The organism is Niallia taxi, assembly GCF_032818155.1.
GTDB classification, from domain to species: Bacteria; Bacillota; Bacilli; order Bacillales; family Cytobacillaceae; genus Niallia; species Niallia taxi_A.
On the sequence record NZ_CP102589.1, the window covers coordinates 2,138,315 to 2,153,383 of the forward strand.

At 37.6% G+C, this 15,069-nt stretch carries 16 protein-coding genes and 1 pseudogene; 13 read left to right on the forward strand and 4 right to left on the reverse strand.

The features are described 5' to 3' along the window. Nucleotides 1-136: 136 nt before the first annotated feature. Nucleotides 137-898 carry a YqcI/YcgG family protein gene (locus NQZ71_RS10585; protein ID WP_317011744.1) on the reverse strand — a complete coding sequence of 254 codons (762 nt, stop codon included), beginning with the start codon at nt 896-898 and terminating at the stop codon, nt 137-139. A gap of 199 nt (nt 899-1,097) precedes the next feature. On the opposite strand from NQZ71_RS10585, the gene NQZ71_RS10590 reads away from it, so the two are divergent. Next, on the forward strand, nt 1,098-1,808 hold the full coding sequence (locus NQZ71_RS10590) for a polysaccharide deacetylase family protein (RefSeq protein ID WP_275007849.1): 711 nt from the start codon (nt 1,098-1,100) through the stop codon (nt 1,806-1,808). A 142-nt stretch (nt 1,809-1,950) separates the two neighbouring features. Next, entirely contained in the window at nt 1,951-3,276 is a 1,326-nt protein-coding gene (locus NQZ71_RS10595; protein WP_317010571.1) for a diguanylate cyclase, read from the forward strand. A gap of 47 nt (nt 3,277-3,323) precedes the next feature. On the opposite strand, the gene NQZ71_RS10600 is transcribed toward NQZ71_RS10595, so the two are convergent. Next, nucleotides 3,324-3,518, reverse strand: coding sequence for a PhzF family phenazine biosynthesis protein (locus tag NQZ71_RS10600; protein ID WP_275007846.1), 195 nt, complete (start codon nt 3,516-3,518; stop codon nt 3,324-3,326). A 228-nt stretch (nt 3,519-3,746) separates the two neighbouring features. Here NQZ71_RS10600 and NQZ71_RS10605 point away from each other — a divergent pair, with 228 nt between their 5' ends. After that, nucleotides 3,747-5,042: a globin-coupled sensor protein gene (locus NQZ71_RS10605; protein ID WP_317010572.1), complete on the forward strand. Its 1,296-nt coding sequence runs from the start codon at nt 3,747-3,749 to the stop codon at nt 5,040-5,042. 29 nt (nt 5,043-5,071) lie between these two features. On the opposite strand, the gene NQZ71_RS10610 is transcribed toward NQZ71_RS10605, so the two are convergent. Then, nucleotides 5,072-5,305, reverse strand: a complete 234-nt coding sequence (locus NQZ71_RS10610; RefSeq protein WP_144453267.1) for a DUF378 domain-containing protein — start codon at nt 5,303-5,305, stop codon at nt 5,072-5,074. Between the two features lie 663 nt (nt 5,306-5,968). Beyond that, entirely contained in the window at nt 5,969-6,196 is a 228-nt protein-coding gene (locus tag NQZ71_RS10615; RefSeq protein WP_144453269.1) for a hypothetical protein, read from the reverse strand. Between the two features lie 48 nt (nt 6,197-6,244). Between NQZ71_RS10615 and NQZ71_RS10620 the strand changes: the two genes are divergently transcribed. From NQZ71_RS10620 to NQZ71_RS10665, 10 genes and pseudogenes are all read left to right on the forward strand, one after another. Next, nucleotides 6,245-6,424 carry an H-type small acid-soluble spore protein gene (locus NQZ71_RS10620; protein WP_127737861.1) on the forward strand — a complete coding sequence of 60 codons (180 nt, stop codon included), beginning with the start codon at nt 6,245-6,247 and terminating at the stop codon, nt 6,422-6,424. Nucleotides 6,425-6,564: 140 nt separating this feature from the next. After that, nucleotides 6,565-7,488, forward strand: coding sequence for a CobW family GTP-binding protein (locus NQZ71_RS10625; RefSeq protein WP_317010573.1), 924 nt, complete (start codon nt 6,565-6,567; stop codon nt 7,486-7,488). 134 nt (nt 7,489-7,622) lie between these two features. Then, on the forward strand, nt 7,623-8,627 hold the full coding sequence (locus NQZ71_RS10630) for a permease (protein ID WP_144453273.1): 1,005 nt from the start codon (nt 7,623-7,625) through the stop codon (nt 8,625-8,627). A gap of 77 nt (nt 8,628-8,704) precedes the next feature. Then, complete coding sequence (locus tag NQZ71_RS10635) at nt 8,705-9,493, forward strand: TIGR03943 family putative permease subunit (RefSeq protein ID WP_317010574.1); 789 nt, start codon at nt 8,705-8,707, stop codon at nt 9,491-9,493. Between the two features lie 307 nt (nt 9,494-9,800). Beyond that, on the forward strand, nt 9,801-10,628 hold the full coding sequence (thiM, locus tag NQZ71_RS10640; protein WP_144453277.1) for a hydroxyethylthiazole kinase: 828 nt from the start codon (nt 9,801-9,803) through the stop codon (nt 10,626-10,628). Continuing rightward, complete coding sequence (thiD, locus tag NQZ71_RS10645) at nt 10,621-11,439, forward strand: bifunctional hydroxymethylpyrimidine kinase/phosphomethylpyrimidine kinase (RefSeq protein WP_260055457.1); 819 nt, start codon at nt 10,621-10,623, stop codon at nt 11,437-11,439. The genes thiM and thiD overlap by 8 nt, the downstream gene beginning before the upstream one ends. Before the next feature lie 14 nt (nt 11,440-11,453). Then, nucleotides 11,454-12,113: a thiamine phosphate synthase gene (gene thiE / locus NQZ71_RS10650; RefSeq protein WP_275007834.1), complete on the forward strand. Its 660-nt coding sequence runs from the start codon at nt 11,454-11,456 to the stop codon at nt 12,111-12,113. A gap of 189 nt (nt 12,114-12,302) precedes the next feature. After that, nucleotides 12,303-12,383: pseudogene (locus tag NQZ71_RS10655) on the forward strand (YjcZ family sporulation protein); the annotation flags it as partial. A gap of 328 nt (nt 12,384-12,711) precedes the next feature. Beyond that, nucleotides 12,712-13,977, forward strand: coding sequence for an ammonium transporter (locus tag NQZ71_RS10660; RefSeq protein ID WP_144453282.1), 1,266 nt, complete (start codon nt 12,712-12,714; stop codon nt 13,975-13,977). Nucleotides 13,978-14,085: 108 nt separating this feature from the next. Then, entirely contained in the window at nt 14,086-15,069 is a 984-nt protein-coding gene (locus tag NQZ71_RS10665; protein ID WP_317010575.1) for a DUF294 nucleotidyltransferase-like domain-containing protein, read from the forward strand.

The following is a 15,069-nucleotide window of genomic DNA, read 5'->3' on the forward strand; positions in this document are numbered from 1 at the left end:
TTGTGAAAGACATGTTAGCATCCTATTTAGGTGAAATTGTTAGAAGTACCTAGTAATAAAAAAAACTATCTTTTGAATAGACAATTTTAATTGTCTCCACATACCTGAAAAGACCATCTTCTAAAAGAAAATGGCCTTATTCCTTTTTTGCGTCATAAAGGCCCAATGCTTTCAAAACGCGATGATACGGACATTTTATTGGGATTGTATCATCATCACGGAGAAAATATTGCTTCCATTCTTGATTATCTACTTCTCCATAACTATTCAAAGCAGGATGAATGTCGATTGAGTCATAGTTCCCAAGTCTTTTTCGAATTTTAGTTTTGATTCGCCCAGCTACTGTAGGTTTTTGATTAAATTCCTGCAGCACCCATCTTGGGGTTATGGCAAGCATCATATTATGTGAATTTCTGCTTTGCCGATTTATATGTGCAGGTGTGGCACAATACATGAAGTATTGTTCACCAAAAAAGCAAAATTCCCATAAAGAATGCTCAGGATTCTTAGGGATATGTTTTGGCCATTCCATGTCATCAAGGCTTGCTAGTTTGACTAGCTGCTCCCAAAAAATCTCTTCATATTGTTCCACACTAATTTGCTGCAAGTCAGCAGGTGTTTCATAAAAGACAATTAGGGAGGTGTATTTTCCAAAGGACCGAGATGCTCCTGTGTAGGCCTTCAGCAGATCAGCGAAATCAGAGCTGCTTTTATCTAGTCTGGGATCACCGAGAAATCCGTATCTTAATTCATTTGTGGTAAATCCAATCACCGCAGGAATGCACGGAAAAGGCTTTTCTTTATCTGTCATTTTTATTTTAAACGCTTCAAAGGCTTCCTTCTGCCATCCATCAGGACTGTTTTGTTCTAAAGTATCCTTATCAAACAGGCTATTAATTATTTTCACCTCACTTTATGCACTAATACTGTATTCAATACAAATCAAAAGGGAAGATGTCCAAACCTTTTGGTTGAGGAAGAGCTAGTAAAATTAATATCGAGAAAGGGTTTACAGAGTTCTTCAAGAATAGATATATAATGCTTAAAAATAGATAATTTCTAAAATACATTATTTTTTTGATTGTGGAGTGAGAAACTTGAACAAGAGGCGGTTAATTTGGACGATAATAATTGTGTCAGTTGCTTTCTTATTTTTATTTAGTGCATATAAATGGATGAACTCACGTACATTTCAATTGGTTGGCACTATAGTAGATCATGTGGAAACAAAGGAAAAGCTGGTAGCTTTGACATTTGATGACGGACCGACAGGAAATGTGGATGACCTCCTTCTGCTTTTGGACAAATATAATGCCAAGGCAACCTTTTTTCTAATAGGAAGAGAACTGAAAGAAAATTTACCAACTGCAGAAAAGATAGTAGCCGCAGGGCATCAAATCGGCAACCATACCTATTCACATAATCGTATGGTTTTCAAATCTCTTAGCTTTATTAAAGAAGAAATAGAAACCACGGATGCATTAATACGGGAGGCAGGCTTTGAAGGAGAAATAGATTTTCGTCCGCCTAACGGTAAAAAACTAGTAGGATTGCCCTATTATTTAAACAAAAATGACAGAAAAACAATTACATGGAATCTTGAGCCTGACAGTTATTATGAGAAACCAAAAGATAAAGTGAATTATGTTAAGGAAAATATAAGCCCAGGCTCCATTATATTGCTTCACCCAATGTATGATAAGACAGGAAATGAATATAAAACAACTGAAGGGATAATATCGGTATTAACAGATATGGGATACAGGTTTGTAACCATAAATGAGCTTCAAGAAGCAGAAAGTAGATGAAATAAAACATCCTTTAGCTTTTTATAGAATTGGATTAATTTACATAGGATATAATCATTGCTATCCGGTTTCATCGCTCATATAATAAATGATATACAGTACTAAAGAACTAGTTAATACGGAAATAGAAAGGGTTAATCCTATGGACTTTACTCAGCACCTTTCTTTTTTGAAGCATCATGAGGGCGAGCTTCGCCTGCTTATTGATATGATTGAGGAATTTATTGTCTTAAAGGACGGTTCAGGCAAATGGATTTTGGCGAATAAAAAAGTCATTGAAACATATTGTTTAGCTTCTATTTCGTATCAAGGCAAAACAGATCTGGAGCTTGCTGAATTGATTCCAGAATTGGAAGAAAAGTTTATTAATAATTATCAAACAGATAAAGAAGCATGGAATTATGGCAGTTCCTTTAAGATGGAAAAATCCTTATTTGATCAACATGGTGTTGAAAATACTTGGGAGGTTATAAAGACCCCTGTATTTGATGATGAGGGAAACAGAAGTCATTTGATTATCGTTTCCCGCAACATAACGGACCGAAAAAAATCAGAGGAATTACTATATCAACGTGAGCAAAAATTTAGAGTGATTACTGAAAACATGAAGGATATTATCCTGCTCGTTAACAGTAATGGTTTCATTCAGTATGCCTCGCCATCTTATGAAAAAGTATTGGGTATAAACCGTGACTTGCTAAAACGAGAAAACATCTTAACACAAGTTCACCCAAATGATGTAAGTGACATACAAGAGCGGCTTGAAAAGGTGTCAACAAGGAAAACACTTGAACATAAATTTGAATTAAGACTAATTGATGCAAACAAGCAATATCGATGGTTTGAAGCAAACTGCTCTTGTGTGAAAAAGCAATCCGATGATTTAGAGTATATCATTTTAGCTGCAAGAGAAATTTCTGAACGGAAACAGTATGAACACCGTCTGGAAAAAATGGCTTATCAAGATTACTTAACAAAAATACCTAATAGACGGTCTTTAATGGAGAGCCTGCCTAATTTAATAAAGAATGCAGCGGAAAACGAAAAATTGCTAGCAATTGCATATCTTGATCTTGACTTTTTTAAACAAATTAATGACACATACGGACATGAAATCGGTGACAGGTTGTTGGCACTGTATGTGAAAAGGATAGAAAGTAATTTACGTGAGACAGATAAAATTGCAAGAGTAGGTGGAGATGAATTCATCATTACGATTGAGGTGCTTAACAGTAAAGAAGAAGCAGTTAAAATCATCTCCAGATTATGTGAGAGTCTTAAAGAGCCTTGGAAAATAGATGATGAGCATATGCTGCTAACAACCTCTTCATTGGGTGTTTCCTTGTACCCAACGGATGATACGGCTATTGAAGCATTATTGAATAAGGCGGATATCGCATTATATGCTGCTAAAAATAACGGCAGAGGGCGATATCAATTTTATTCAGAAGCGACTTGTCATATTTAGAATAGTAATACAAAAAACAACTTCTTAAAAAACTCTAAGAAGTTGTTTTAGTTAGAATAATAATCTGCAGTATCATCAGATGATTGCAGCAAAAAAGCTGTTTCAGACAAATTTAATTCATTCGCAATTTTCTGCTCTTCCACTTCAGTCAAACTATCTGCATTTGGCACAACACCTGCAGGATTACCGCCAAACGATTTGGGAGTAAAAGCATCGATATGGAAAAGTGGTAACGATTTCATCAAAACATTCTCCTTTATATGTAGTTACTTCCTCCATCTTATTTCGATCTAGCAAACAAGTAAATGAATTTGTATTAATAAGAGAGCATTAAGCCATTTTTCTGAGTAATTTTTCTTTGGTTGCAAAATAGTTATTTATACCTATTAGATGTTTAGTGAAGGATATATTAAAACTGGAAATCATATGGTATTCTTAGTTTGACATAGGATAAAAGTTGGGGTGGGGAAATGATTTTTACAAAAAAGAGAGAAAAACAGGGTATAGATGCCCAGTTCACTTTAAGGGATGTAGAGTTGAACATTGATACACATAGTGAGGTCTATAAACAGGTCCAAATGATTGGTTTAACGTCAGAGGATTTAATCCAAATAAAAAGAATGCATCCATTTGTGCTGCAGCATATAGATGCAATTGTAGATAGATTTTATAAAAATCTGGAAAATGAGCCGTCTCTGTTGAGGATTATTAATGATAACAGCTCGATTGAACGATTGAAAAAAACTTTACGGACACATATATGTGAAATGTTTGCAGGTGAAGTAAATTCACAGTTTATTGAAAAGCGTATTCGCATTGCCCATGTTCATGTCAGGATTGGCTTACAGACTAAATGGTATATGTGTGCATTTCAGGATTTGCTTCTGTCACTACTAGCAATAATAGAGGAACACTTTCCTAATAAAGAGTCACATATGCCGATGATAAGAGCTGTATCAAAAATACTAAATTTAGAACAACAACTCGTGTTAGAGGCTTATGATGCCGAATCAGCAAGGATTAAGGAAGCAGCGGAAAAGGATAAAAGCCTTATCCGTCACAGTGTTACAGAAGCCTCTCAAAACCTGGCATCCATTTCAGAGGAAACGAATCAATCGTTTCAAAGTCTTATTACCCAGTCAAATGATATTATTGTTTTCGCCAAAAAAGGTGCAGATCTTGCGAGACTTGCAGAAGGCAAGGCTTTACAAGGAAAACAACAGATTAACAGCCAAGCAGACAATATGATAAACATCAATCAAAAGGTAAATGACATTTCAAAGGATGTCCATGCTTTGCTTTCTATCACAAACCAAATGGCCGAAATTATCAATATTGTCAAAGGAATTGCCGACCAAACCAATCTTCTTTCATTAAATGCTGCAATCGAAGCAGCGAAAGCAGGGGAACATGGCTTAGGTTTTGCCGTTGTTGCCGGCGAGGTGAGGAAGCTTTCCGATGATACGAAAAAATCTGTCGCAAATGTAGCAGCACTAATCCAGAATACAAATGGCCAAACGGAAAAATTAACTGCTTCCCTAGATGAAATTATGGATGAGATTACAAAAGGCAATGAAAGTATGCAGGAAACTGCAGAGCACTTCCAGCATATTTTTGAAGCGATGCGTGAAACAAAAGTGCAAAATAATCGAATAGATGAGGAGCTAGCTTCGTTCCTTCATGTAATAAATGAAATGGGCATTGATTTCAAAGAAGTAGCTGTATCTGCGGACAAATTAACCTTGATAGCTAATGATATGGAATAAACAAAAAAAGCTGGCAGCGCCAGCTTTTTTTAGTGGTTTGTTCTTACATGCTGATCAGAAGTTCGTTCCTTCGGAGACATAAATAACATACCGATATTAATTAATCCTGCAATACCAACTACGCCGTAAATAATTCTAGATAATGCTGCATCTTGTCCGCCGAAAATTGCTGCAACTAGATCCCATTGGAAGAATCCGATTAACCCCCAGTTAATTGCCCCGATAATAGTAAGAACTAATGCTGTTTTCTGTAATGCTGTCATGACTATTCCTCCTTAAAGTGTAGTTTGTTTTCTTAGTTTGTATTTACACTGTTTGGAGAGAAGTGAAACATATTGTGGAAAGGTAAATGTATCCAAAAAAAGACGGGTCAAACAAAAAAACTTAATTTGAACACGAAGAATAAATGATTTTTATCTTACTTTGAAAGACTGCAGCTTGAGACTAATTGGCTTTCTGAAGGGAATGTCAATAACAAATACTATGATGTATTAGAGAATAGGTACTTTGTATATGAAGATAACGGCATAAAAGGTTGCGATATGCTTTCAACAGGAAAAAGCTTTAGTCGTTATATCACATTAAACAATTTTAAAAGCAAAAACTTAGAATTTGTATATGTAGACAATTAAAACAATAATTTCATTACATTATATTGTAAAAATTAATACAAGAGGCTTGGATATAAGTATGTAAATCTTCTTCAAAACCAAGCTACACCAACGTTAATTATTAATAGTTTGGTTTTTATGTATCCGGTTTAAAAAACATAAATAAAAATCTTAGTAGAATGGAGCGGAAGCAACTCGACTCCTACAGGAAATAGAGGAAAGGCTTAGACCCCGCAGGCGAAGACGAGGAGCTTCCTCCCCGCGGAAAGCGAGTGGGTGTAGCGAAATGAAACGGACTAATTTTAAGTTCATACCCTATTTATTATCGCCATGAATGATAATAGCCACAGGCAATGCGATGTAGCTCTTGTTTCCAAAGTATAAATAGCCTCCACCGTATTCATTAATCGGCTTGTCTATCTTCAAGTTGAAATTGCCAATACGGATATGGATTGAAATATCTTGAATAGAAAAAATAAAAAACTCACATAATGTTAAAGGAGCATTTGACCATTTTTGGAACCAAATGGACCTTTTGTTCATAAAATTAGCTAAGCAGGCAATCTCTGATGAAGAAAGTAGGTGGAAAAAGTGGACATCAATAGAGCGAAACAGATCTTATCTTCTCCTGCAGAAATCGAAGTCCAATACAACGGAGTATCCATCTGGATTGATGAGATTAAAGAGGAAGATCAGACGGCCGTTGTGCATTTAGTTGGCGGTATAGAAGAAAGAACAGAAGTGGATATTGCGAGCTTAAAAGAAATGTAAAGGCTTTAGTATAATAATCAATAGAGGAAAAGCCCATGTTGGTCATCGGGCTTTTTTTGTTTGAAGATAAAACCGCCTGTTCTAATTAATCTGTGCCTTGCATACATTTTGAAAAAGATTTGTGCTTATAGGAGGAGTTTATGAAAACAGATGTCTATTTAATTAACGGTTTTTTAGGCAGCGGCAAGACGAGCACCCTGTTGAAATGCATGCAATATTTTAAGACGATGAACAAAAAATACGCGATTATTCTTAATGAATTAGGGAATGCCAATTTGGAAAAGCATTTATTTGAAGATGAGTCACTATTTGAGCTGTTAAACGGCTGTGTATGCTGCTCTGTCAAAGATGATTTGCGCACAACTCTAGATGAAGTTGCCGCTTTAGCGCATAATCAAAAAATAGATATAGTGCTTCTAGAAGGAACAGGTGTAGCTAATCCATCGGAAATAATCGACACCTTTCAAGAGGAGCGATTTAAGGAACATTTTCGGCTAAAGGAAAGTATATGTGTGGTGGATGGTCTGCGTGTCAGCGAATATACAAGTATCTTTTCCAGCACGAAGGAAGTAAGGCAGCTTCAGAAAGAGCAGATTGAAAGAGGCAGCCTGCTTATTTTAAATAAAATGGATCAACTAACAGAAAAAGCAGCGATTGAAAAAGCAGAAAAAATAATCCGAAAATACAATAAACAAGCACCGATTATTCATACAGCTTATGGAGATGGCATCACTCTTTATTTAGACGGAAATGATACAACCATCCCTTTACCTAAAGAGGCAGAGGGAGGACACCATCACCACCACCACCATCATATTAAAGCAGTTAAGCTTCATTTTAACCAAGTGGCATCAAAGCAGGATATATTAACAATGCTAGAACAGTATGAGGATAAGCTGTTTAGAGCAAAAGGAATTGTAAAAATTAAAGAAGACAAAGAATGGTATCATTTTCAGTATGCTTCAGGGCTAATGGAATGGCAAAAGCTAGACAAAAGTCCACATTATGCAGGTGAAATTGTACTTATTGGTGATAACTTACAAAAAGAAGAGTTACATATATAAACAGGGCTTGTCTGCAGGAATAATTCTGCAGACTTTTTTATTAGAAGGAAAGGTAGACATAATGGAAGACTACTTCGCATAGAGTAAAAGATAGAGAGAGACAAGCTGTGAACAATTATTAAAAGGAGATAGATATGTCCATACCTACTAGTATAAAAGATGTTATCGTATTTGCATTATTCCTATTTTTGATGTATTTATTTTTCTTCGGAGATGTTTCAGCCCTTCCGTTTATTGAGCAATTACTGTCAGAGGATGTTCAGTCTATTTTCATCGTTTTTCTTGCTATTTTTCTTGAGGCACTGCCTTTTCTTCTACTTGGAGCAATTGCTTCGTCTGTTATCAATATTTATGTATCAGAAGCAATGATTGCTAGAGTTATTCCGAAAAATCCAATCGCCGCTATTTTTGTTGGGGTTCTTGTTGCTGTTATCACGCCTGTGTGTGAATGTGCAATTATCCCTGTGGTCCGGAGGCTCATTCAAAAAGGGGTTCCTGTTCATGTCGGAGTCGTATTGCTGATGTGTGCACCGATTTTAAATTTTATTGTATTCGGCAGCACCTATTACGCATTCAGATTAAATATGCCGATTGTATATGGTAGATTTATCATTTGTGTTTTGGCTGCTGTTATCGTCGGTTTTATCATGCATCATTACTTCTCCAAAAAAAACGTTTTAAAAATGCATAAAGAAGATTTAGTCGGAAATGTTCCTATTAACGAAAATAAAGGTGATTCCAGGTGGAAAGGAATACTTCATCATACTAGCTTTGAATTTTTTGCAGTCGCTAAGTATTTCATTATTGGCGCGCTATTTGCCGCAATTGCGCAAGTCTATTTCCAGGATGTATTATATGGACTTGCAGGGGAGAATCCGTTTAAGGGAACGGCTGTTATGATGGCTTTAGCTTATATTCTGTCATTATGCTCAGAAGCAGATGCATTTGTGGCAGTATCTTTCGCAAAAACCTTCCAGCCAGAAGCAATTTTAGGCTTCCTTGTTTTTGGACCGATTCTGGATTTCAAAAACACGCTTGTTATGCTCGCATCCTTTCGATTTAAATTTGTACTTGTTTTTATTATGGTTGTCTCTGTGATTGTCTTTACCTTGTCCATTCTCGCAGGGTATTTCCTATAATTTCCTACTGAATATACTGCTGTGATAAAAGGGAGAAGCTAATGTTTAAGTAGACTGTCATAAAGGAGGAAAGTTAAATGAGGTTGCGGTGGAGTCCGTTGTGGCAGCTTTCGAATGAAATGCAAGGAATTATTATGATCGGTTTTAGTCTTTTGATTTTTAAGCTTTATGCGAAAAATATGATTACTGCCTTTGTTGCGCCAAAGATGGAGCCGTATTTGCTTATATCGATGGGAGCCTTGTTTTTGCTCGGTTTCTTTCGGCTGTTAAACAGCAATTTAAAAGGCGCTGATTGTGACTGTGATGTATGTGATGAAAATGTGCCCCCGTGGAAGCTTGCGCTAAACTATTGCTTCTTTTTAGCACCGCTTGTGTTGTTTTTTTCGATAAATGATTACTCTCTACATGATGAAGCGTTGTCCAAGTTAACTGCTCATGATGGCAATACAACAGAGCTTGCTAATAGTCCGCAAACAAAAGGGGAGGTACAAGCTGTCGTTAATGATAAAAAGCAAATAGAGGTAGGAGACGATAATTATTTCCAGGTAATGGACGTACTGAACAATAAGCTTGATGATGTGGAAGGAGCATCAATCGTCATTAAGGGGTTTATATATAGGGAGGACGGCTTCTCTGAAAACGAGGCAGTTATTGCTAGATATGTAATGACACATTGCATTGTGGATTTATCTATTTACGGATATATGCTAAATGGGGACTTGCACGCTGCTAAAACAAATGGCTGGTATGAAATCAGAGGAACTGTTATTAAACAAGAAATGGATGGGCAAGTGATGCCGGCAATTAAAGTGGACAGCGTAAAGACAGCAGATCCTCCCAAAGACGAGTATTTATATATGTTCTAGTCTAGCAATCTTGCAAATTCAATTTCTTTCTTATAAGATAATAGTAATTAAATATTTTTCCGGGAGCTTGTGGAATCAGGCTGAGAGGGTGGCTAGAGTCATCGACCGAATGAACCTGTTGGGTAATGCCAGCGTAGGGAGGTGTACATATTATATCGACACTTTGCTTAGGCGAAAGTGTTTTTTCTTTTTTAAGCCTTGTTTGCTAAAAAACCTCCTTAAAGTTAGACGACTGTATGGGAGGATTTTTACTAAACATAGGCTTTTTTTATTGAATATTATCACAGTGGAAAGCAGGGACTTAAACATGACAAACGTAAATAATCGAAAAGATGTGGCAGGACTTCTGACGAGGATGAGGGAAAAAGCACCGCTCATCCACAATATCACAAATGTTGTGGTTACGAATTTTACAGCAAATGGTTTGCTTGCAATCGGAGCATCACCTGTGATGGCTTATGCAAAAGAAGAGGTTGAAGAAATGGCGACAATAGCAGATGCTCTTGTATTAAATATCGGCACATTAACAGCTGATAATGTAGAAAGCATGATTATTGCAGGGAAAGCAGCAAATGCAGCCAACACACCTGTAATCCTTGATCCAGTTGGTGCTGGCGCCACAAGCTTTCGCACAAAAAGTATTGAGCGCATCCTTAATAATGTGAAAATCAGTCTATTAAGGGGAAATGCTGCAGAAGTGGCGAATGTGGCAGGAATGGAAGCGGAAATCAAAGGAGTTGATTCTGTTTCTTCATTAGAAGATCATGCCGTCATCGCTGTTCATGCTGCCAAAAAAATTGGTGTGTCAGTGTGTATTACAGGGGAAAGAGACGTAGTGACAGACGGGCAGGAACTTTATTATGTTGGAAATGGCCATCCTATCATGACAAAGGTAACAGGAGCAGGCTGTCTATTGTCGTCGTGTTTAGCAGCATTTATTGCCGTGGAAGACGATGTTGTGCGTGCAAGCATTGCAGGCCTTGCGGCTTATGGCATTGCTGCTGAAAAAGCAGTTAACAGCAATCCGGCGATTGGGCCGGGAAGCTTTCAAGCTGCCTTCTTGGACGAGCTTAACAGCATAAGTGAAGAGGATATAAACCAGTATAAAAAAATCGAAGGATCTCAAGGTGAGTGACATGAAGCGCAATATAGCATTGACGATAGCAGGTTCTGACAGCGGTGGCGGTGCAGGAATACAGGCAGATTTAAAGACATTTCAGGAGCTGGGTGTTTACGGTATGTCGGCAATTACAGCAGTGACTGCTCAAAATACGTTAGGAGTCGATGCAGTCTATCCAATCCCGCTTGATGCGATTGAAAAACAAATTGATGCAGTCGCAACAGATATTGGCACAGATGCAGTTAAGACTGGGATGCTTTTTGATAGTAATATTATTGAGCTTGTTGCTGCAAAAATAACTAAGTACAAATGGGATAATGTCGTAGTGGACCCTGTCATGATCGCAAAAGGTGGCGCAAGTCTGTTGCAAAGGGAAGCTATTGCTGCATTAAAACACCAACTTCTTCCATTAGCAACAGTCATTACGCCAAATATTCCAGAGGCTGAGGAGCTGACAGGCTTTTCTATCCATACAATGGAGGAAAAAAAGGAAGCTGCAAGAACCCTGCATAGTCTTGGGGTAAAGCATGTTATTATGAAGGGTGGTCATGGAGAGGGCAATGATTTAGTAGATTTGCTCTATGATGGAAATGCCTTTTTTACCCTTGAATCGAAAAGAATAAATACCAAAAACACGCACGGAACTGGCTGTACCTTTGCTGCTGCAATGGCAGCAGCATTAGCAAAAGGCATGTCTGTACATAAGTCATTTGAAATCGCCAAAAGATTTGTGTATTTGGCAATAAAGCATGATTTAAACATTGGCAAAGGTCATGGACCGACAAATCATTGGGCATATGCAGATCACCGAACGTCAAAAGAATAAGCGGGGGTAAGTCAATGGAAAGATACTCAGCAGAAAAAATCAAACAATTATTAAAGCTTTACTTTATTATGGGCAGCAATAACAGCAAGCTTTCACCTGAAGAAGTGCTGACACAAGCGTTAAAGGGCGGTATTACTATTTTTCAATACAGGGAAAAAGGGGAGAACGCTTTAAGCGGTAAAGAAAAAATGGAGCTTGGCAAAAGACTTCAGCAGCTTTGTAAGGAGTTCAGTGTTCCATTTATTGTAAATGATGATATTGATTTAGCTCTGGAGCTTGATGCAGATGGTGTTCATATCGGTCAGGACGATGAGACGGCGGAAGCAGTACGTGCAAAAATAGGAGCTAAAATACTTGGTGTTTCCGCTCACAGCCTTGAAGAGGTAGAAGTGGCAATCCGTGCCGGTGCTGATTATGTTGGAATTGGACCAATTTATCAAACAAATACAAAAAAAGATGCGAAAGAGGTCAGAGGCACTGTTTTAATAACAGATGTTAGGAGACAAGGTGTTACTATTCCGATTGTGGGTATCGGGGGAATAACTGCAGCTAATGCAGCACCAGTATTTCAAGCTGGTGGAGATGGTGTTGCCGTTATTTCCGAAATCAGTGGAGCAGATCAGCCGTTTGCTAATACGCAAAGCCTTCTTGACGTTTTAAATAAAGAAGCTTAAAAAATATGGGTTTTCAGCAAAAAAATAAGGCAAACACCCAACCAATTAGCCCGATTGAGCATATGATGATTTTGTAAAAGGCAGCAAAGCTAAAGAAATAGCTGCTAAAACGAAAATCAGAAAGGGAGATGTTCTATGTACGGTTACGGATATGGTCATGGTGGATATGGATACGGCGGCGGATGTGGCGGCGGATATGGTGGCGGCTTCGCATTGATCGTTGTATTGTTCATACTATTAATAATTGTTGGAGCAACATTTATTTGCTAATAAAAATAAGAAAAAGCTGGCCGAAACTTGGTCAGCTTTTTTTCATGTAAGATTTGTTAACGTTTACTAAGTTTTTGTCGGCCGAACTTGTTGTCTTATATTAAAATAAAAAACATTTGAATAAGAAATCAGCTACATACATATTGTTAGTAAATCGCTATTTATAAAGGAAAATAGCGGGTGATTACAAATAATTTAAGTTTTTTGAAAATTAAATTTATAAATCATATTGACAGAATTTTTAATATAGGTAAAATAAGGTTTATCAAGTGTTAGATTATATGACACTTAGTGTTAGTAATACTACACAAAAGGGGGAAATGGCTAAATGGATAACTTAGAGTTTTTAATGAACAGCTTGTGGACGATGATTGGTGCAATTTTAGTTATTTTTATGCTTGGCGGATTTATCTTATTGGAAGCAGGGTCCACAAGAATGAAAAACGCTGGTCACATTGCTGGTAAAACAATTTTTACATTTGGAATTTCATCACTCGTTTTCTGGGCGGTCGGCTATGGCTTTATTTTTGGGGGAGATGCTAACTTCTTCGTTGGTATGTCAGATTTCTTCTATTCAGGTGCTCAAATTGCAGATGCGTCAGTACAAACAACTGTATTTTTCGTATTCCAGCTCGCGTTTGCAGGTATTTCGTTAACAATTGCACTTGGTGGGTTTGCAGAAAGAGCTAAGCTATCAGTTTACTTGATTTTCTCTGTTCTGTTCTCTGCGATCGTCTATCCGGTAATTGCCCATTGGATCTGGGGCGGCGGTTGGCTTGCTGAGCATGGAAAGCAGGATTTCGCAGGATCAACGGTTGTGCATTTAACAGGTGCGATGGCAGCATTTGCTGCAACAATTTTACTTAAACCTCGTATCGGAAAATACAATGCAGATGGATCTGCTAATCCAATCTTTGGTCATAACCAAGTGTATACAGCATTGAGTGTCCTTATTCTTTGGGTCGGCTGGTTTGGATTCAACGCAGGAAGCACAGTTTCTGTTGCAGATGGATTCTTCGGCTTCGTTGCCTTAAACACTAACTTAGCTGCAGCTGCAGGTGCGGTTTCTGCCCTATTAATCTCGTGGGTTGTTCTAGGTAAATCAGATATTACTACAATGCTAAACGGGGCATTAGCTGGGCTTGTTGCTATTACAGCATCCTGCGCATTCGTTGATACATGGGGAGCAGTTGTAATCGGATTAGTTGCTGGGATTCTTGTATTCTACAGTGTTCGCTTCTTTGAAAACAGAAAAATTGATGACCCGATTTTCGCTTTGTCTGTTCATGGTACTGCAGGTGTTTGGGGAACATTATCTAACGGCTTGTTCGCAACAAAAGAATTGGCTACTGTTGGTCAGCCAGGTCTATTCTACGGCGGAGGATTCCACCAGTTGGGAGTTCAGGCGTTAGGTGTTGTAACATGTGCATTGTTCGCATTCGTTGTCAGCTTCGTTATCCTTTATGTCATCAAAAAGGTAAGCGGTCTTCGCGTGACAGAGGAAGAAGAAATTATGGGTCTTGACATCAGTGAGCATGGAACATACGGATATCCAGAGGTGTTCTTGCCAAAGGATGAAACAAAAAGCATGTAAACAAAGATGGTAATGGAAGCCTCACTTTTTATAAGTGAGGCTTCTGCCTTCTAAAAAGAAGAATATGATAATATATAAATAACTATATATGTGCAAGGAAGTGCGTGAATGTGCTCATATAATGGAAAATTATTAGAGTTAAAAACAGAAAAAGAAAACTTCGGTCAATTACAGGATTTTACAAATGAAACCTTAAACGACAAACACGACTTTATTATGAAGCAAGTATTTTCTTTAGTATTTGATGAATTTAAACAAAAGCATGGCGACCCACCATGTGAGTTCGTCTGGTTCGTGACAGGAAGTGCTGGCAGAAAAGAGCAGGGAATTATAAGTGATCAAGATCATGGAGTAATTTTCAATAACGATGATCCTATCGTTCAAGAATACTTTCTTGCACTTGGGTCTGTTGTGAGTGATGGGTTGAACACAGTTGGTTATCCTTATTGTGAAGGTAATGTGATGAGCAGTAACCCAGTATGGTGCAAATCCTATATTGGCTGGAAAAAGCAAATAGAAAAATGGATGGAAAGAGAAAATTGGGAATCTATTCGTTATTTGCAGATTTTTTATGACAGCAGAGGCCTTATTGGCAATGAGGTGCTCGTTCATGAACTAAGAGATTTAATTCATGAATATCGCCACAAGCATCCATCTTTATTAACGCGTTTTTTGAATAATGTCATGCGCATAAAAAAAGGCGTTGGGATTTTTGGTCAATTTTTTGTCGAGCGCACAGGCGCACATAGAGGCTCGCTTCATTTTAAAAACACGATGTACTTGCCTTATGTTAATTCTATAAGGCTCCTTTCTATAAAGGAAGGAATTACAGCAACATCTACTTTAGAAAGAATTGGGATGTTAAGGAAGCTGGGGAAATATGAAGCTTTGATGAAGGAATATGACAGCTCCTTCCGGCGTATCCTTTGTATTCGAATGTCTTCATTTAAGGATGCTGTTGATTATAGTGATGTTCACTTTCTGAATATTAATAAACTAACAAAAGATGAAAGAATGGAAGTAAAGCATTTGCTCAGAAAAGGCATAAAGCTGTACCAGCAAGTGAAAAGGCTAATTGAAAAAGGGTGTTAA

What these genes read in the sequence shown, in the direction of transcription:
- NQZ71_RS10665 (WP_317010575.1), top strand. Translation starts at nt 14,086, where the DNA reads ATGTGCTCATATAATGGAAAATTATTAGAGTTAAAAACAGAAAAAGAA.
- NQZ71_RS10615 (WP_144453269.1), bottom strand. Translation starts at nt 6,196, where the DNA reads ATGAACAAAAGGTCCATTTGGTTCCAAAAATGGTCAAATGCTCCTTTA.
- NQZ71_RS10600 (WP_275007846.1), bottom strand. Translation starts at nt 3,518, where the DNA reads ATGAAATCGTTACCACTTTTCCATATCGATGCTTTTACTCCCAAATCG.
- NQZ71_RS10625 (WP_317010573.1), top strand. Translation starts at nt 6,565, where the DNA reads ATGAAAACAGATGTCTATTTAATTAACGGTTTTTTAGGCAGCGGCAAG.
- NQZ71_RS10610 (WP_144453267.1), bottom strand. Translation starts at nt 5,305, where the DNA reads ATGACAGCATTACAGAAAACAGCATTAGTTCTTACTATTATCGGGGCA.
- NQZ71_RS10635 (WP_317010574.1), top strand. Translation starts at nt 8,705, where the DNA reads ATGAGGTTGCGGTGGAGTCCGTTGTGGCAGCTTTCGAATGAAATGCAA.
- NQZ71_RS10605 (WP_317010572.1), top strand. Translation starts at nt 3,747, where the DNA reads ATGATTTTTACAAAAAAGAGAGAAAAACAGGGTATAGATGCCCAGTTC.
- thiE (WP_275007834.1), top strand. Translation starts at nt 11,454, where the DNA reads ATGGAAAGATACTCAGCAGAAAAAATCAAACAATTATTAAAGCTTTAC.
- NQZ71_RS10595 (WP_317010571.1), top strand. Translation starts at nt 1,951, where the DNA reads ATGGACTTTACTCAGCACCTTTCTTTTTTGAAGCATCATGAGGGCGAG.
- NQZ71_RS10660 (WP_144453282.1), top strand. Translation starts at nt 12,712, where the DNA reads ATGGATAACTTAGAGTTTTTAATGAACAGCTTGTGGACGATGATTGGT.
- NQZ71_RS10630 (WP_144453273.1), top strand. Translation starts at nt 7,623, where the DNA reads ATGTCCATACCTACTAGTATAAAAGATGTTATCGTATTTGCATTATTC.
- thiM (WP_144453277.1), top strand. Translation starts at nt 9,801, where the DNA reads ATGACAAACGTAAATAATCGAAAAGATGTGGCAGGACTTCTGACGAGG.